We start from the raw sequence: 18177 nt of genomic DNA, 5'->3' as shown, positions 1-18177 counted from the left end.
CCCTACTTTCCGGGGGCGAGTCACGTCATGTCCATCAACCTTATCAAGCTCAGCGTCGGGTCCGAGTCGATCGAGTCGATGACCAGATGGCAGACAAGCGCGCGCGCCAAGGGGCCGGATGGCCAGCCCCGTCATGTTACCCGGATGTGGCCCCGGCGCGAAGCGGAATTGCTGAACGGTGGATCGATTTACTGGGTCGTGAAGGGCGTTTTGCTATGTCGTCAGCCGATCCTGCGACTTGACGAGGTGGTGCGCGCCGATGGCATCCGGCGGTGCGGAATCGTGCTGAAGCCCGGATTGATTCCGGTCATTCCGACGCCGCGCCGTCCGTTTCAGGGATGGCGGTATCTGCCGTCCGAGGATGCGCCGATGGATATGGACCCCGCACGGGCGTCTGAGGCGCGGCTGCCGACCGAACTGTCGGTTGCTTTGGCGGAAATCGGCGTCCTTTAGACCACTCGCCCTGCGACCAGATCGCCTGCACGTCCCACGATTGCCGCCCTGTCTGAGTCGCCCAATCGTGCCGTGCCGCAGACCGGTCGGCATACGCTCCAAAGGTCGAAAGCGATTGATGCAGGTCAAGCCAGTGTCCGCGCCGGTCCCTTAGGCAGATGCCAGCGATATTCCCGAGCCGGAGATTCCGATGCCCGCCCACATCTCCTGTCATGCACTGCTGGTTGTGGCGCTGCCCGCGTTGCTGACCGCCTGCAATCCGATGCCCGAACTGCGCACCGAAGCGGCCTATGGTGCCAGCCTGTTCCAGCAGAGCTGCGCCGACTGTCATGGGGCCAACGCGATGGGCACGCCCGGACTCGCCCCCGATCTGACGACGCTGTCGAAGCGGAACGGAGGGTCCTTTCCGCGCGACCGGATACTGGCGCAGATCGACGGATTAGGTCGTCACGGCGACCCGGACGCGGTCATGCCCGAATTCGGGGCAGGCGATCTGGGTCCGGCGGTCGTGGTCGAGGAGGAGGAGGGCATCGGCACGCCGATTCCATCCGACCTGATCGCGCTTGCGGCATATCTGATCTCGATCCAGCAGTGATGTCCCGCCACGCCGATAGGACACGAAGTCGCAATCGGCGTGGGGATCGTCGCGCCTGATTTACCCCGTCCCCCGAAGTCAGGCAGAAAGGCCCATGCGTAGCGAGGGGACGTCCGATGAAAACCCATGTCAAAGCATTGATCGTCGGCGGCGGAGCCGTGGGGACTGGAATTGCCTATGCGCTGTCAAAGGCCGGCTGGCAGGACATCGTTCTGCTGGAACGAGACGAGCTGACGGCGGGGTCGACGTGGCATGCGGCGGGACTTCTGCCATTGTTCAACATGGGATACGCCACCAGCCATATTCACGACCACTCCGTCAAAATGTACAAACAGCTGGAGGAGGAAACCGGGCTGAACCCCGGCTTCTCGGTCGTGGGCAATCTGCGTATGGCGCAGACGCAGGCGCGGATGGATGAGTACGAACTGTATGCTTCCATCGCAGAGACAGTCGGCATTCCGTACGAGTGGATGACGCCCAAACAGATCAGGGAGCGTTGGCCGCTGGTGCGGACAGAAGACCTTGAGGGCGCGATTTTCCATCCGACCGACGGCTATATCAACCCCGCCGACGTCACGATGGCGATGGCCAAGGGCGCCCGCGACCGGGGTGTCAGGATCGAACGGCGCTGGCAGGTGGATGAATACAAATGGACCGGCGAGCATTGGGATGTCACCGCGACCAGGATGGTCGAAAAGGGCGGCAATCTGATCGCATCGGACGAACAGGTCGTGATCCACGCCGAACACGTTGTCACAGCCACCGGCAACCATGCGCAACGCACAGCGCAATTGCTGGGCATCAAAATTCCGGCCGTGGTAGTCGAACACCAGTATATCGTGACCGAGCCTGACCCGGTGCTGGTCGAATATCGCAAGACCAACCCGCAGCACCCCGTCCTGCGCGACGCCGATGCCAAATGGTATGTGCGTGAGGAGCGGGGCGGCTGGATCCTCGGGCCATATGAAAAGAACGCGCCTGCGCGATTTGAATATGGCGTGCCCGACAGTTTCCGCGCCGATCTGTTCCCCCTCGATCTGGAGCGGATCGAGGAGGAATACATGTCGTTCATCCACCGGATTCCATCGTCGGAAACCGCGGGTCTCAAGGACGATTACAACGGCCCGATCTGTTATACGCCCGACGGCAACCCGCTGGTCGGGCCTGTGCCGGGCCTGCGCAACATGTGGCTGGCCGAAGGGTTCAGCTTTGGCATCACGGCGGCGGGTGGCGTCGGGCATTACCTTGCCCAGATGATGGTCGAGGGCGAAGCCGAGATCGACATGGCCTCGCTCGATCCGCGACGTTTCGGGCACTGGATGACGACGGAATATGCCGCCCGCAAGAACGAGGAAGCCTACGATCACGTCTTCATCCTGCATCACCCTGACGAAGAACGCCCCGCCTGCCGCCCGCTGAAAACCGCGCCGTGTTACGACCGCATGAAAGCACGCGGCGCACAGTTCGGTTGCGTCAACGGGTGGGAACGCCCCAACTATTTCGGACCGCTGGATGCGCCCGACAGCTTCGATCACGACAGCCGCAGTTTCCGGCGGGGTGCGTGGTGGGCGCACGCGGTCGAGGAAGCCAGGGCCATCCGCGAGACGGCGGGCCTGATTGATGCGACCGCCTTTACCAAGCACAAGTTGCGCGGACCGGGCGCGGCGGGATTCCTCGATTGGTTCACGACCAATAAGCTGCCGAAGGTCGGGCGGATCAACCTGACCTATGCGCTGACCGAGGCAGGGACCACGCGCACGGAATACACCATCGTCCGGCTGGCCGAAGATACGTTCTACCTCGTGTCGGCGGGCGCATGGCAAAGCTACGACAGCGACTTTCTGGTGCAGGCGGTCAAAGACAACATGGACCGTTTTGGCCCGATGTGTCTGGATGATTGCACCGGCCAGCACGGTGTCTTCGCATTGGCCGGGCCGAATTCGCGCGCCATCCTGTCCGGGATCGTGCGCGATGCCGATCCTGCGACAGTGCTGTCAAACAAGCGCTTTCCGTGGCTGACGGCCCGGCGGCTTGAGTTGCTGATGTGCCCGACGAATGCGATCCGCGTGGCTTATACCGGCGAATTGGGGTGGGAATTGCATCATCCGATGGAAATGCAGAACTATCTGTTCGACAGGCTGATGGATGCGGGCGAAGGTCACGGGCTGAAACTGGTCGGCGCGCGGGCGCAGAACTGGCTCCGGCAGGAAAAGTCCTATCGCGCTTTCGGCACTGAATTGGGTCGCGATGCCACGCCGCTGGAGGCCGGGCTGGACCGCTTCGTCGATCTGTCGAAGGACTTCCACGGTAAGGACGCGATGCAGGCGCAGGGTATCCGTTCGAAATGCGTGACTGTGCTGATTGACGGGCCGTCAGATGCCGATCCCTGGGGGCGCGAGGCGCTGTATGTAGGAGACGACAAGGTCGGACGACTGACATCTGGTGGCTATTCGGTGGCATTCGAAAAGTCGATCGGCATGGGTTATGTTCGGCCCGATCTGGCGCAGCCGGGAACCAGGCTGCGTGTGCGGATGCAGCGTCAGCTTTGGGATGCGGAGGTCACCGAGGACAGCCCCTACGACCCCACCAACGCACGGATTCGCCTCGACGGCTAAACCAGACTGGTGCTGTCCTGGCGTTCATAAAGGGTTGGCCCGCCATCCGGGGCATGGTTCGCCTGGATGCAGGTTATTGCACTGCGCCAAGGGTGAAAATTCCGTTCCCGCCTTCGCACGCCTCTGTCGGAGCGAAGTCACTGACGTCAGAGCCGGGGAGCGGGGCCGACAGGCAGGCCCATGACGATGATTTGACCGCCCGACAGCGATACCGGAATTTCCGCGAACCCCTCTGCGTCCTCCAACCCGGACAGTCCGCTGCCGATCAGCGATGCCTGCGCGGCGGTAAGCCATTCCTGCGCCACGACGAAAGCTAACAGGTCATACCACCCGCGCGCGCGCAACGTCAGGTCGCCGTCTGGTGTGCCATCCGCAGCCACGGTTAGGTCGCCCGACAGGATTACCCGCGCGTCTCCCCAATTCACCGTCGCGCGCCGGATCGTCAGCTCTGACAAGACCGGATCACGGGTTATGCCGATGGGGTCGGACAGGACCATCATCGTGTCGATATCCAGCGTGTCGATCACCTCCGGCAATGTGCCGGTCGGGTCCAGCTTGGCACGCAGTCCATCGCTGGCCGATACGCCGGTCAGGGCGATTGCGACATCGTAGATCGCGTCCGACCCGTTCTGTCGCGCGGCCAGAACTGCGGTGGCGAAGGTCGCCCCCAGATCGGTGGCGCGGATCGTCAGGTCGCTGGCCGTGATGGTCGCGCGCCGAAGGTCGGGCTGCCGTGACGGGGTCACCACCGCCGAAGCCCGCAAGTCGGTCGATGTGATGTCGATCGTTTCGCCCGGCACTTCGATCGTCATCTCGCGCGGTGCGACGGCGATGACGTGGTTCAGACGATAGGACAGCGCCAGGACCTGCACGAAGGGGGCCGACCACCGCATCACACCGTCCGGGGACATCACCCGCGGCGCGTCCAGCGTCACGTCGAACCGGTTCGGAAATCCTGCTACTGTCAGGTCGCCGTACTCGATGCCCCAGCCCTGCGCCCGCGCGCTGTCGATGGCCGTTCGAGCGCCCCTGTCCACCGCGGACGCGCCGACAAACCACCATCCGCCCCACAGGGTGGCGGCCACAAGAACCAGAATCGTCAGCCATTTCACCATGTCGCGCCTCTTTCCGATCCGTTCCACTCCCTCTATCCGGGAGAGAGGGAACGCGAAAGGACAAGGACGCATGGCGAACGTGATCGGCGGTGACGACGAGCTCTGGGTCTTTGCCTATGGCTCCCTCGTCTGGAATCCCGGCATCGACGTAGCCGAGACGCGTCGCGCCACTCTGGTCGATTTCCGCCGCCGGTTCTGCATGTGGTCGATCCATCATCGCGGTTCGGAAGAGAACCCCGGTCTGGTTCTGGCCCTGGAACCGGCGGCGGGTGCGACCTGTTCCGGCCTTGCCATCCGGGCCGCCGACCCGGCTGCAGCACTCGAGACCCTGCGCGAACGGGAACTGGTATCGGCGGCTTACGTCGAGGAAAATGTTACCTTGCTGGGTGAAGATGACCTGGCGATCCGGGCAACGACCTACGTTATTCGCACCGACCACGCGCAGTACACGGGCGAGTTGCCGCTGGAACGCCAGGCCGAGGTCATAGCGCGGGCCATCGGCGGGCGCGGACCGAACCATGAATATCTGACCCGGACGGCCGCCGGACTTCACGATCTGGAGATCGGGGATGCAGATCTGGACTGGTTGGTCACGCGGGTGCAACAGATCAGGGAAGGCGCCTGCGCGGCGCTTGTGGACGGGTCGGGCGAAAGCTAGGCTCCGCGGATACACAGGGGCCCGAAAAGGGCCGGGGGCAGATGGCACGCGAACCGCTAGAGCACGGCACGCAATTTTCGCAGCCGATCCGGCAGATCGTGCAGATGCTGGCGGTCCTCGGGGCTGTCGGTGTGGGCGTGTTTCTTGCCTATCCGCAGGTCGCGCCGATCTTCGTCACGAACCCCTGGCTGAACGGCACGATCATCCTCGTGTTCTTCCTTGGCGTGCTGGCCTGTTTCGCGCAGGTGTTCCAACTGTTCTCCTCGGTGTCGTGGATCGAGGGTTTTGCCGAAACCCGACTTGGTCACGACATCTCGCGTCCGCCCGGCCTGCTGGCCCCTTTGGCGTCGTTACTGCGGTCGCGGTCCCCGCGAAGCCAGATTTCTGCCTCTTCCTCGCGCTCGATCCTCGATTCGGTCGGCGCCCGGATGGAGGAGGCGCGGGACATTACGCGTTATATCGTCAATACGCTGATATTTCTTGGTCTTCTGGGCACTTTCTGGGGCCTGGCCACGACCGTTCCGGCGGTGGTCGATACGATCCGTAACCTGAATCCTGAAAACGGCGAGGGCGGTGTCGCAGTCTTCGGGCGCCTGATCGGCGGTCTGGAATCGCAGCTTGCCGGCATGGGCACGGCCTTCGCCTCGTCGCTGCTTGGCTTGGCCGGATCGCTGGTCGTCGGCTTGCTGGAGTTGTTCGCGGGCCACGGCCAGAACCGGTTTTACCGGGAGATGGAGAACTGGCTGTCGTCGATTACCCGCGTCGGCCTGGTCGGCGACTCGGGCGAGGAAACCATCGACCAATATTCGCTGGCCGCCGTTCTGGACCACATGAATTATCAGATGGAGAGCCTTCAGGACATGTTCCAGAAGGCTGAGGCGGGACGTCTGGCCGCCGACGCCAAGATGGGCGGTCTGGCCGATGCAGTCGCCGTCATGGCACATAGAATGGACAGCGGCGGCGGTACTACCGATGCGCTGAACCGCGTGGCCGAGGGTCAGGAAAACATCGTCGAGGTTCTGCGCGGATCGTCGGGGGTAAATGACGGTCTGGATGCCGAAAGCCGGATGCGGATCAGGTCGATCGACGTGCAGCTTCTGAAGGTGTTCGAAGAGTTGCAGCAGGGGCGTCAGGCCGCCATTGACGACCTGCGCGGCGATATCGGGTCCCTGACCCGCACCCTGCGGCAGTTGAACCGTCAGGTGCAGGCATCGCAGGGACAGGATCAGGCGTCCGAAGGGGACAGCTGACATGGCATTCCAGCGGCGCAGCGGTCAACGGTTCACGGCCAACGTCTGGCCCGGTTTCGTCGACGCGATGACGGCGCTTCTGCTGGTTCTGATGTTCGTGTTGTCGATCTTCATGATCGTCCAGTTCGTCCTGTCCGAAACGATCGAGGGGCAGGGTCAGGAACTGGATGCTCTGGGCGAGCAACTGGCATCGCTGGCGCAGGCGCTGGGGCTTGAAAATCAGCGCGCCGCCAACCTTGAAAATCAGGTCGCAAGCCTTGGAGCGGAGCGCGACACGCAGGCCGCGCTGATCGCTACATTGTCGGCGCAGCGTGACGATCTGACCGCCCGTGTCAGCAGCTTCGAGGAGCAGGTCGCCTCCCTGATCGCGACGCGCAATCGTCTGACGACCGCACTTGAGACAACCGAAGGCGAACGCAGCGCGCTGGCCGGTCAGCTGGAGACGACGCAGGGTGAATTGACACGCATCATCGACGAACGCGAGGCGTTGCAACTTGCACTGGCCTCTGCCCGGGAGGAAATCGACGAAGGCGTCGAGGCTGCGCGATTGGCCGCCGCCCAGCGTGAGGCGGTGGAGGAGCTTCTGGCCGATCTGCGCGCACAATCGGAAACGCAGGCGGCGACGCTGGCCCAGACGCTCGCGGCGCTGGAGGGACAGCAGGCCACTGTGGAAACCCTTCAAACACAGATCACGGATTTGCAGGCCGACCTGGATGCGGAGGAGGCCGCGCGGCTGGCCGAACTGGCCGCTGCCGAAGCACTGCGCGCGCGACTTGCGGATGCAGAAACGACGCTGACGGATGCCGAAGCCGCGCGTCTGGCGGAACAGGCCGCGGCCGAAGCCCTGCGCGAACGCCTTGCCAATTCCGATGCCGAACTGACCGCAATGACGCTTGCGTTGGAAGAACAGCGGCAGAAGGCCGAGGATACGCTGACGCTGCTGGCCGCCACCGAGGCGACGCGCGACGACCTGACCGCCCGTCTGGCGCAGGCCGTCGCCGATCTGAGCGCAAGTCAGGATGCGACGACGACGATGGAGGACCGGCTTGCGGCGGCGCTGGCCGCGCTTGAACTTCGCGACACGTCTGAAGCAGATTTACAGGCCCAGTTGGCCCGGCTGCAGGCGGAGCTGCAAGCACGGGGCGACACGGTGGCCGAAGCTGAAGTCCGTCGTGCCGAGCTGGAGCGCCGCCTGACCGAGGCCCTTGCAGCGCAGGATGCGGCCCGCGCGTCCGAGGCCGAGGTGCAGGACAAGCTGGCCATAGCGCTTGCCAACCGTCTGGCCGCCGAAGACGCCGCGCAAGACGCGATGACCGACGCGGACCGGATGGCCGTCCTGCTGGATCAGGCGCGAACAGAACTGGCCGCCGTGGAAGACGACAGGATTGCCGCCCAGCGTGAAGCAGCAGCGCTGAACCAGCAGGTCGCGGAGCTTCGGACTCAACTGAGCGGCTTGCAGGGTCTTCTCAACGCGTCGGAGGCAAGCGAAGCCGAAGCCCGCGTCCAGCTCGACAGTCTGGGCAATCGTCTGAATGCCGCGCTGGCCAAGGTCGCGGCAGAAGAACGGGCCCGCGCCGAACGTCTGGCGGCCGAGGCCGAGAACCTCGAGAAATTCCGGTCTGAATTTTTCGGTCAGTTGCGCGATGTACTGGCAGGGCGCGAGGGAGTCGAGATCGTCGGTGACCGCTTTGTCTTTTCGTCCGAAGTCCTGTTCGCGCAAGGTCAGGCGGACCTTGGGGCAGAGGGTCGCCGCCAGATCGAGCAAGTCGCGGAAGTGATCCTCGACGTCGCTGACCAGATTCCCGAAGGCATTGACTGGGTGCTGCGCGTCGATGGTCATACCGACAACGTGCCGCTGTCTGGTTTTGGAAAATACGCCAACAACTGGGAGTTGAGTCAGGCGCGCGCTTTGTCGGTCGCGTTGTTCATGATCGAAGAACTGGGCGTGCCGCCCAAGCGGCTGGCCCCCACCGGATTCGGTGAGTTCCGGCCCGTCGATCCCGCGAATACAGAGGCGGCCCGCGCCCGCAACCGGCGTATCGAAATGAAGCTGACCGAGCGTTAGCGACAGTAACTGCCCGAACGATAGTCGGCGGTATCCAGGTGGAAATGATCGAGGTGATATCGGTCCGAATCCGGCCCCAGTACCGTGCCGAACGGACCGCAGGCCGCCCGCCAAAGAGTCCGTAGCATCCGACCATTGGCGCCCCGGTTCCAATCGGTCAGCACGGTGATCCGCGACCCGTTCGCAAGCTGGATCGCCGAGATGTCGATGGCGCGGCCCTTGGCGTGTTCGCTGACCCTGGCCCCTGCCTGGCTGTTCCGTGACCGACAGGCATACCCCGCCGCGACCTGCAGCCCGACCGCCCCACCGCCGGTGCGCCCGATGGTCGGCAGCAGGCCCGTTCGCACCCAATCGTCCAGTGCAGTCGCGGTGTCGCAATCCATCCGGGCAGGCCGGGTCAACTGGACACCCGAAACGCGGCTGACGCTCACAGCGTCCGGGATGCCGCAGGCACCCGGGCCGGTAACCGGCGCTATTGCCGTTCCCTGAATCGAACTGCGCCCGCATAGTCCGCCACCGCCGTCGCGTGACCGGCGCGGCGTGCGGCTGGCGGCAGGGATCAACGTATCGGGCCGGAATCGCGGCCGGTCCGACATCTGTACGGTGCCGCCGCTGTCGTTGCGCGGCACTTGCGTGCGGCTGGCCTCGGTGCTTGTCACGGCCTGCCGGTCCTGCGGCATCATCCGTTCGACCGGGCGTGTCGAAGTCTGGATCGCGGTCGCTCCCCGCGACGACACGACGTCATCCTGTGGCGCAGGTCGCGGCGTCGGATGAATGTCGGCCTGCGCTCCGGAAGCGAGAATGGCAGCGGCGAATACGATCCATTTCATGGTTTTGTCCCCCGTCCGAAATCCGGCTTGTCGGTGTCCTGACCCGCTTCGATGACGCCGCGCCGGATGGCACGGGTGCGGGTAAAATACTCGTGCAGCATCTCGCCGTCGCCCTTGCGAATGGCACGCTGAAGCGAAAACAGCTCTTCGGTGAAGCGCCCGAGAATTTCCAGCGTCGCGTCCTTGTTGTTCAGAAAAACATCGCGCCACATCACCGGGTCGCTGGCCGCGATGCGGGTGAAATCGCGAAAACCGGCGGCGGAATATTTGATGACTTCGCTGTCGGTCACTCGGCGCAGATCGTCGGCCACGCCAACCATCGTATAGGCGATCAGATGCGGCGCGTGGCTGGTGACGGCCAACACGAGGTCATGGTGATCGGCGTCCATCGTCTCGACGTTCGAGCCCATGGCGCGCCAGAATCGGGTCAGACGTTCCACCGCGTCGGGCGAGTCAGTCACCGGCGTCAGCAGGCACCAACGGTTGTCGAACAGCTCCGGGAAGCCCGATTCCGGGCCGGAATGTTCAGTGCCGGCCAGCGGGTGTGCCGGAATGAAATCGACACCGTCCGGCAGGTGTGGACCAATCGCCTCGGTCACGGCGCGCTTGACTGAGCCGACATCGCTGACGGTCGCGCCCGGTTTCAGGTGCGGGCCGATCTCGCGGGCGACATCCTCCATTGCGCCGACAGGCACGCAGAGCACGACCAGGTCGGCGTCTTGCACGGACTCCGCCGCCGTGTCGGTGACGCGGTCACACAGGCCGAGGCCTACGGCCATATCGCGTGTCTTGGCCGACCGTGCAGTCCCGACGATTTCGCCAGCTAATCCGTCGCGTTTCATTCGCAGGCCCATCGATCCGGCGATCAGGCCCAGACCGATCAGGGCGACACGTTCGTAGATCACTGTTCGCGCCATGCCGCGATCCCTTCGAGCAAACGGTCCACGCCTGCCGCGTCCCCTACGGTGATCCGAAGGCAATCCGGAAAACCATAGCTCTTCGGGTGCCGCACGATCACGCCACGCGATTTCAGGAAGGCATCGCAGGAGGTGGCCTCCGCCTCGTCTGCGAACCTTGCTAGGACGAAATTTGCCGCAGACGGGTCGGAGGGCAGGTTCAGACCGGCAAGCCCCTTGCGCAACCGCGCCCGCTGCACCGTGTTGTCGGCAACGCATCGGGCGGCAAAATCGCGGTCGCGCACCGCGGCCTCGGCCGCTGCCAGCGCCAGGTTCGAGAGGTTGAACGGTCCTCGAATGCGGTTCAGCACGTCGACGACGGCGCGTGAACCATAGCCCCAGCCGACCCGCAGTCCGCCCAGACCGTAAAGTTTGGAGAATGTCCGTGTCGCAAAGACATTCTCGCGGTGCTGCGCCAGCCCCAGCCCGCCGTCGAAGTCATCAGCGAATTCGGCATAGGCACCGTCGAGAACCAGCAGGCACCCGTCCGGCAGCCCATCGGCCAGCCGCACCACGTCCTGTCCGTTCAGCAGCGTGCCTGTGGGGTTCGCAGGGTTGGCGATAAAAACAAGGCGTGTGGCTTCGGTCACCCCGGCCAGCAGCGCGTCGACATCGACCGTGCGGTCCCGCTCCGGCACCTTGACGGGTGTGGCCCCGGCCGCCCGCGCGCTGATCGCATACATCAGGAAACCATGCTCGGTGTGCAGCACCTCGTCGCCGGGACCAACATAGGCCTGACACAGCAAATGGATGATTTCGTCGCTGCCGACACCGCAGACGATACGGTCGGGGTCGAGGTCGTGCACTTCGGCGATGGCTGCCCGCAGGGATGCGTGGTCGGTGTTCGGATAAAGATGCATGACCTGCGCGGCCTCGGCGGCGGCAATCCGCGCGCTTTCCGGGGCACCGTAGGGGTTTTCGTTCGACGACAGCTTCAGGATGTCGGTCACGCCGTCGACCTTCGACGCGCCGCCTTGATACAGCTCGATCTCCATGATCCCCGGTTGAGGTGTCGGCGCGGCGTTCATCTGGGTCACTCCCCCGTGGTCCGGTACGTTCTACGCGCACGTCATGGCGGGGGCAATTCCGGTCCGTTACAGAAAGCTCTGCGGGTCGATGTCGATGCTCAGCCGGGTCGAGCGGGGCAGGTCGATTTGCGCGACCCAGGCGGCCAGCGCGGGCTGGATCGGGGCTTGGCGCGGGGCCTTGACCAGAAGGCGGACGCGGTGCCGACCCCGGATGCGCGCAATCGGCGCGGGCGCAGGGCCATAGATTTCCGCGCCGACGCTTTCCAACGGTTGCGAACGACGGGCCAGCGCATTGCCGACGTCGAAGGCGGTGGCGGCGTCCGGGTCGGAGATCACGATCCCGGCCATCCGGCCATAGGGCGGAACACCGGCGGCGCGACGCTGGTCGGCCTCTTCGCGCAGGAAACTCTCCTCGTCGCCCGACAGGATCGCGCGAATTACCGGATGTTCGGGTTGATAGGTCTGCAGCAGGGCCTCGCCCGGCTTGTCAGCGCGACCCGCCCGTCCGGAAACCTGTCGCATCAGTTGAAATGTGCGTTCGGCGGCGCGCAGATCGCTGCCTTGCAGGCCGAGGTCCGCGTCGATCACGCCGACCAGGGTGAGATGCGGAAAGTTGTGTCCCTTTGCCACCAGTTGCGTGCCGACGATGATATCCGCGCCGCCCCGCGCGATCTCCTCGACCTTGGCCTTCAGCGCGCGGGCGGAGCCGAACAGGTCCGACGACAGAATGGCGATACGGGCTTCGGGGAACAGCGCCGTTACCTCCTCGGCCATGCGCTCGACACCGGGACCGACGGCAGCCAGCTTGCCTTCCACGCCGCAGCTTGGGCAGGCTGGCGGCATCGGCGCGGTTTCGCCGCATTGGTGGCACATCAGGCGTTTCAGGAAGCGGTGTTCGACCATCCGCGCATCGCATTGATGGCAGGCAACCTGTTGGCCGCAGGCACGGCAGAGCGTGACCGGGGCATAGCCGCGCCGGTTCAGAAAGATGAGGCTTTGCTCGCCCGCGATGATCCGGGTCTCGATTTCGCGCTTCAGGGTGGGCGAAACCCAGCGTCCGCCCGGCAGATCCTCGTCGCGCATGTCGACGGTCCTCAGTTTGGGCAGGACTGCATCGCCGAAACGTGAGGTCAGATCCAGGCGCTTGTATTTGCCCAGTTCCGCATTTGCCCAGCTTTCCAAGGACGGGGTCGCCGTGGCCAGCACGACCTGTGCCCCTTCGCAGGACGCGCGCAAGACGGCCATGTCGCGGGCCGAATAAAGCACGCCGTCTTCCTGTTTGTAGGAGGTGTCGTGTTCTTCATCGACGACGATCAGGCCAAGGTCCTGGAACGGCAGGAAAAGCGACGACCGTGCGCCCACGACCAGCCGGGCCTGGCCGCTGGCGACCTTGGCCCAGCAGCGCCGTCGTTCGGACTGCGTGACGCCGGAGTGCCATTCAGCCGGGTGCGCACCGAAACGCGCTTTGACACGGGTCAGAAATTCGGCGGTCAGTGCAATTTCAGGCAGCAGAACAAGGACTTGCCGCCCGTGCGACAGACATTCTGCGACAGCCTCCAGATAGACCTCGGTCTTGCCCGAGCCGGTTACGCCTTTGAGCAGCGTGGTCCCATATCCGCCGGACGCAATGGCGGCCTGCAGCGTATCCGCCGCCTGCTGCTGATCGGGAGCCAGCGGTTTGCCGGGGCGTTTCGGGTCCAGTGGCGGGAAGTCCGCATCGCGCGGCATGTCCTGTTCCAGCACCGCCCCGGATGCGACGAGGCCCTTAACGACACTGGTCGAAACCTCGGCCATCCCGGCGAGTTCCGACAGCGCGAAGAGGTCGCCGGGCCGGTCGCGCAGGACGTCGATCACTTTGAGTCGAGCGGGCGTCACGCGATCCGGCGCGCCGGTACCAATCGCATAGACACGGCGTTTGCCCGGCGTTTCGCCCAAGCCCGGCGCGCGCAGGCCAAGGCGCAACATCGCGGGCAGGGGGGTCAGGGTATAAGCGGCGGACTTTTCCAAGAAATCGCGGAACGCTTCACCCATTGGCGGCACATCCAGAATTCGGGCAATGGGGCGCAGTTTTTCGACCGGCCAATCCCCGGCGGCGTCCCCCCAGACCACACCCAGAACCTTGCGCGGGCCTAGCGGAACCTCGACGAAGGCCCCATCCTGCACACCATTCGGCGGCGCGCGATAATCCAGCGCGCGGTCCAGCGGTTGCGTGGTCAGCACCGCAACGGGCGCGCCGGGGGGGTGGAGGCGGGACATGGGGGTCATATCGCGCCTCGCGCGCGCCGATGCCAGAGGCAGCGTCGGGTTCCGGGGACGCGATCAGGCCGTGCGCCTGGTCAACGCCGTCACCACGCCCATCGCCATCAAGGCTATGCCGCCGCCCTGCGTTATGCGCCGCAGCACCGAAGGCCGCTTCAAGCCCGTCCGCAACCGGTCCGCCAGTAGCGCATAGGCCAGCGCGTTCAGCAACGCGAGGGCCACGAATGTCGCGGTCAGAATGGCAAATTGCGGGATCAGCGGGGCTTCCGGGCGCAGGAACTGCGGGACGAAGGCAATAAAGAAAACGATGGATTTCGGGTTCAGCGCGGTGACCAGTGCGGCGTGGCAGAACACTTCCCGCGCGGGAATGCTGCGGGTTTCGCCGATGCGGCCGAGCATGGCGCCACCGGCGGATCGGAACAGTCGCCAGCCCATCCAGATCAGATAGGCCGCGCCGACCCATTTCAGCACTGTAAAAAACGCGGCCGATGCCAGAATCAATGCGCCCAGACCCGCCAGCGAGGCGGTCATCGCACTTATGTCGCCCAAGGCAACCCCTGTGGCCGAGGCAACGGCAACGCGGCGTCCCTGGCTGAGCGCATAGCTCATCACCAGAAGGACGGTGGGGCCGGGGATCAGCAGAAGGGCGGTCGAGGCGGCGGCGAATGTCAGCCAGAGTGTGAGGTCCATGGGCTGGTCCTTGGAAGCAGTTAGCGGTACAGGAAAGCGAACCATTCATACGCCGAGGACGCCATGAAATTCTTCGTAGATACCGCTGATATCGACGCCATCCGGGAGTTGAACGACCTGGGTATGGTCGATGGCGTGACCACCAACCCGTCGCTGATCGCCAAGTCGGGCCGCGACATCTTGGAGGTCACCAAGGAAATCTGTGATCTGGTCGATGGCCCGGTCAGCGCCGAAGTCGTCGCCACCGAGGCCGATCAGATGCTGGCCGAAGGTCGCCATCTGGCCAAGATCGCCGACAACATCTGTGTCAAGGTACCCCTGACATGGGCCGGACTGAAGACCTGCAAGACGCTGTCCGACGAAGGCACCAAGGTGAACGTGACCCTGTGCTTCAGCGCCAACCAGGCGTTGCTGGCCGCCAAGGCGGGGGCCACCTTCATCAGTCCGTTCATTGGCCGTCTGGACGATATCAATATCGACGGCATGGACCTGATCGGGGATATCCGCACGATCTATGACAACTATGGCTTCGAAACGGAAATTCTTGCCGCATCGATCCGCAGCGCGAACCACATGAAGGACGCTGCGCTGATGGGCGCCGACGTCGCGACTGCCCCTCCGGGCGTCATCAGGAAGATGATCGAGCACCCATTGACCGACAACGGATTGGCACAATTCCTGAAGGATGCCGAAAAGGCGGGCATCAAGATCGTCTGATCGGGAGGGTTGCGGGCCTTCGGGTCACACCGACTGCAAAACAGCGGGCCGGGTGCGATTTTGTCGCCCCCGGCCCGAATTCTCTGTGCTATCTGAAATGCAATCGGCAAAGACCGGAGAGAGAGCAGATGGCAGACCAGACCGCGCGCGCCGTGGGTCACGATTGGCGTGACCGCGTCCTGACAGACCCCGACATGATATTGGAAGACCGCGATTTGATGCGGGCACTGATCGCTGCGAACGAGCGGCAGATGGGCAAGAACATCGTCGATCTGCGCGGTATTGCGATGGAACGACTGGAGGCGCGGCTGGATCGTCTGGAAGATACGCATCGCAGTGTGATCGCCGCCGCATATGAAAACCTTGCCGGGACGAACCAGATTCACCGCTGCGTCCTGAAACTGCTGGAAGCGGAAAACCTGCCGGGGTTGCTGGATCTGCTGCCGGGCGAGTTGGCCGATATCGTGCGTGTCGACCGTGTGCGGCTGGTGCTGGAATCCGCTGAACCGGGCGAAGTGCCGCATCTGGTCATCTCGCCGGTGCGTGAAGGATTCGTGGAAACCTATATCACTCAGGGCCGCGATGTTCCGGTGCGGCAGGTAACGCTTCGTCAATGCGCGCCCGCATCCGAAAAGGTGTTTGGCGGCGATTCCGATTGGGTCCGCTCCGAAGCCTTGCTGAAGCTGGATCTGGGCGACGGGCGCCTGCCCGGAATGTTGGCCTTCGGGTCGGAAGATCCGCACCAGTTTCGCGCCAATCAGGGCACCGAGCTGCTGACCTTTTTCACCGCCGCGTTCGAGCGTGTCGTGCGGCGATGCTTGGGCTGAGGCCCGTATGACGCTGGAAATCAGTCCCGGCGCGCGCGACGCGTTGCAGGCGTGGGGCGACCACATGCGGGCGCTGGACGGGGCGGCGGAGAATACGCTGACGGCCTATGCACGCGATGTCACGGCGTTTCTGGCATTTCAGGCGGGACATCGCGGCGGACCTATGGGCTTGGCCGAGATCGGGCGTTTGCGGACGGCGGATATGCGCGCCTGGATGGCCGATCAGCGGTTGCGTGGCACCGGCGGACGGTCGGTCGCGCGGCATTTGTCGGCGGTAAAATCCTTTGCGCGCTGGTTGTCCGAACGGGAAGGGTTTGATCCGACCGCGATCCTGTCGACACGCGCGCCGAAATTCCGCAAACCGCTGCCCCGCCCCTTGGCGAAAGATGCGGCAAAAGACCTGATCGAGACAGTCGGGATGCAGCATGACACGCCCTGGATCGCGGCGCGGGATGTGGCGGTCGTGACGGTGCTGTACGGCTGCGGCCTGCGCATTTCCGAAGGGCTGGGTCTGACGGGAGGCGATGCGCCGCTGGCCGATATTTTGCGGATCAAGGGCAAAGGCGGCAAGGAACGATTGGTGCCCGTTCTGCCTGCTGCGCGCGACGCTGTTGAACGATATATTGCGGCCTGTCCTTTCGATCTGGCCGATGATGGCCCGCTGTTTCGGGGGGCGCGGGGCGGGCCCCTGAACGGGCGAATCGTTGCGGGCGTGATGGCGCAGGCCAGAATGCAACTGGGTTTGCCCACGTCGGCCACGCCGCATGCGCTGCGTCATTCCTTCGCCACGCATCTGTTGGAGGCAGGTGGCGATCTTCGCTCAATTCAGGAGCTTCTGGGCCACGCCAGCCTGTCCACGACGCAGGCCTATACGGCTGTCGATACGGTACACCTGATGGAAACCTATGCCCGTGCCCATCCGCACGGCAGATAGCGTTAGGTGCCGATAGCAAACGATATTTCAGGTTGTTCCTTTAAAATAATGCCTGCGGAACGCAGCCCTGGCCTGACGAAGTGGCCTATGACACGGCGAAATCCACCATCCTGAGCTTTTCTTGGCTATAAGCCGGGACTATTTGCGGGAAGGTGTGTTGTTTGACGGCAATGCGGCTGCATTCATCAAGATCGAATTGACCGATGGCATTATGATAAGACGAACCGGGGAAGAGGCATTATGATCGCTGGTATGATGTCGAAGCGCGCGTATTGTGTGACCGGATCGAACGGACATGTGGACGGGCGCGCGGTTCAGACGGGGGGCATCTGATGGAACCCTCTGGCCCTGCTTCCCGCGAGGACATTCTGGCCCGGATCAAAGCTTTTCCGCTGGGTCAGAGCCCGGACGAGATGCGCGAGAACTTTCGCCATCGCGTATTGGGAACATCGGCCGGACTGGACGATGCCACCCGGAACTTCCGTCCCGAAACGGGGGGTGGCAACCTGCCTCGGATTATCTGGTTTCATGGTGGCGGCTATGTATTCGGCGGGCCTGACACGCATGCCGGGATCGCCCGATATATCAGTGATACACACGGTTTCGTCGTGCATCTTCCGCATTATCCACTGGCCCCCGACCATCAATGGCCGGCGCAACTGGACGCGGCGCTGGCGGCCGTTCCGTCCGGGTCGGCACCGATTTTGGCGGGCGATAACGCAGGCGGGCACCTGGCCCTGGTCACGGCACTGGATCTGGCCCGAAAAGGCAGGCCGATCGCGGGTCTTCTTCTGTTTTCACCGAATACCGATCGCAGTGGATTGAGCAAGACGCGTGCCCAGGCGGACAAGGATGCCCCTGACTTTGACGACAGGTGTGACAAGTATCTGGCAAAACTGTGTTTTGGGGATCGCTCCACAACAGACCCGCAGGTTTCGCCACTTCTGGATGATCTGTCCTTGCTACCGCCGACATGGATCGAAGTCGGCGCGCACGAGGTTCTGCTGGACGATTCGAGGTTGCTGTTTGCGCGGGCAGAAGAAGCTGGCGCGGACATTCACCTTACGGTGACAGAAAACTTGATGCACATGGCACAAATCTGGGCGCCTGATTGGGCTGCGGCGACGGAATCTTTGGACCGTGCCGCCGAATTTGCCAAGTCGCTGACGCCCCAAGACTGATCTG

16 protein-coding genes are annotated in these 18177 nt (G+C 63.8%); 10 read left to right on the top strand and 6 right to left on the bottom strand.

Annotation, left to right across the window (positions count from 1 at the left end; translation table 11 throughout):
- Nucleotides 1–27 precede the first annotated feature (27 nt).
- From AC13C2_RS13530 to AC13C2_RS13520, 3 genes are all read left to right on the top strand, one after another.
- Nucleotides 28–453 (top strand): DUF1489 family protein, encoded by a 426-nt coding sequence (locus AC13C2_RS13530; RefSeq protein ID WP_424337758.1) that lies wholly within the window; start codon nt 28–30, stop codon nt 451–453.
- 190 nt (nt 454–643) lie between these two features.
- The gene (locus AC13C2_RS13525; protein WP_092760305.1) at nt 644–1048 is read left to right on the top strand and encodes a c-type cytochrome; all 405 of its coding nucleotides are present in this window, start codon (nt 644–646) and stop codon (nt 1046–1048) included.
- Nucleotides 1049–1164: 116 nt separating this feature from the next.
- Complete coding sequence (locus AC13C2_RS13520; RefSeq protein WP_482887119.1) at nt 1165–3663, top strand: GcvT family protein; 2499 nt, start codon at nt 1165–1167, stop codon at nt 3661–3663.
- A 146-nt stretch (nt 3664–3809) separates the two neighbouring features.
- On the opposite strand, the gene AC13C2_RS13515 is transcribed toward AC13C2_RS13520, so the two are convergent.
- The gene (locus AC13C2_RS13515; RefSeq protein WP_482887118.1) at nt 3810–4778 is read right to left on the bottom strand and encodes a DUF2125 domain-containing protein; all 969 of its coding nucleotides are present in this window, start codon (nt 4776–4778) and stop codon (nt 3810–3812) included.
- 70 nt (nt 4779–4848) lie between these two features.
- Between AC13C2_RS13515 and AC13C2_RS13510 the strand changes: the two genes are divergently transcribed.
- The 3 genes from AC13C2_RS13510 to AC13C2_RS13500 are packed head-to-tail and all read left to right on the top strand — an operon-like array spanning nt 4849 to nt 8751.
- On the top strand, nt 4849–5436 hold the full coding sequence (locus AC13C2_RS13510; RefSeq protein WP_482887117.1) for a gamma-glutamylcyclotransferase: 588 nt from the start codon (nt 4849–4851) through the stop codon (nt 5434–5436).
- Between the two features lie 41 nt (nt 5437–5477).
- Entirely contained in the window at nt 5478–6686 is a 1209-nt protein-coding gene (locus AC13C2_RS13505; RefSeq protein ID WP_482887116.1) for a biopolymer transporter ExbB, read from the top strand.
- A 1-nt stretch (nt 6687) separates the two neighbouring features.
- The gene (locus tag AC13C2_RS13500) at nt 6688–8751 is read left to right on the top strand and encodes a peptidoglycan -binding protein (RefSeq protein ID WP_482887115.1); all 2064 of its coding nucleotides are present in this window, start codon (nt 6688–6690) and stop codon (nt 8749–8751) included.
- On the opposite strand, the gene AC13C2_RS13495 is transcribed toward AC13C2_RS13500, so the two are convergent.
- The 5 genes from AC13C2_RS13495 to AC13C2_RS13475 all read right to left on the bottom strand — a co-directional run bounded on the left by AC13C2_RS13495 (nt 8748) and on the right by AC13C2_RS13475 (nt 14514).
- A complete protein-coding gene (locus AC13C2_RS13495) occupies nt 8748–9581 on the bottom strand; it encodes an extensin-like domain-containing protein (RefSeq protein ID WP_482887114.1) in 834 nt (277 codons plus the stop codon). The two genes, AC13C2_RS13500 and AC13C2_RS13495, sit on opposite strands and share 4 nt — an antisense overlap.
- Nucleotides 9578–10498 (bottom strand): prephenate/arogenate dehydrogenase family protein, encoded by a 921-nt coding sequence (locus AC13C2_RS13490; RefSeq protein WP_482887113.1) that lies wholly within the window; start codon nt 10496–10498, stop codon nt 9578–9580. Before AC13C2_RS13490 ends, AC13C2_RS13495 begins: the two co-directional genes overlap by 4 nt.
- Nucleotides 10483–11565 (bottom strand): histidinol-phosphate transaminase, encoded by a 1083-nt coding sequence (hisC, locus tag AC13C2_RS13485; RefSeq protein ID WP_482887611.1) that lies wholly within the window; start codon nt 11563–11565, stop codon nt 10483–10485. The genes AC13C2_RS13490 and hisC overlap by 16 nt, the downstream gene beginning before the upstream one ends.
- A 66-nt stretch (nt 11566–11631) precedes the next feature.
- Nucleotides 11632–13821: a primosomal protein N' gene (locus tag AC13C2_RS13480; RefSeq protein ID WP_482887112.1), complete on the bottom strand. Its 2190-nt coding sequence runs from the start codon at nt 13819–13821 to the stop codon at nt 11632–11634.
- Nucleotides 13822–13884: 63 nt separating this feature from the next.
- Nucleotides 13885–14514, bottom strand: a complete 630-nt coding sequence (locus AC13C2_RS13475; protein ID WP_482887111.1) for a LysE family translocator — start codon at nt 14512–14514, stop codon at nt 13885–13887.
- A gap of 63 nt (nt 14515–14577) precedes the next feature.
- Between AC13C2_RS13475 and fsa the strand changes: the two genes are divergently transcribed.
- From fsa to AC13C2_RS13455, 4 genes are all read left to right on the top strand, one after another.
- Nucleotides 14578–15231 (top strand): fructose-6-phosphate aldolase, encoded by a 654-nt coding sequence (fsa, locus tag AC13C2_RS13470; protein ID WP_092760327.1) that lies wholly within the window; start codon nt 14578–14580, stop codon nt 15229–15231.
- 128 nt (nt 15232–15359) lie between these two features.
- Nucleotides 15360–16058, top strand: a complete 699-nt coding sequence (locus AC13C2_RS13465; RefSeq protein ID WP_092760329.1) for a DUF484 family protein — start codon at nt 15360–15362, stop codon at nt 16056–16058.
- Nucleotides 16059–16065: 7 nt separating this feature from the next.
- On the top strand, nt 16066–16992 hold the full coding sequence (locus AC13C2_RS13460) for a tyrosine recombinase XerC (RefSeq protein WP_482887110.1): 927 nt from the start codon (nt 16066–16068) through the stop codon (nt 16990–16992).
- Nucleotides 16993–17324: 332 nt separating this feature from the next.
- Entirely contained in the window at nt 17325–18173 is an 849-nt protein-coding gene (locus AC13C2_RS13455; RefSeq protein ID WP_482887109.1) for an alpha/beta hydrolase, read from the top strand.
- Nucleotides 18174–18177: the final 4 nt, after the last annotated feature.

The sequence above is a fragment of the Jannaschia sp. L-14R genome, from assembly GCF_056857695.1.
Note: the sequence above shows the minus strand (reverse complement) of the source record. Positions and strands in the feature narration are given on the sequence as shown.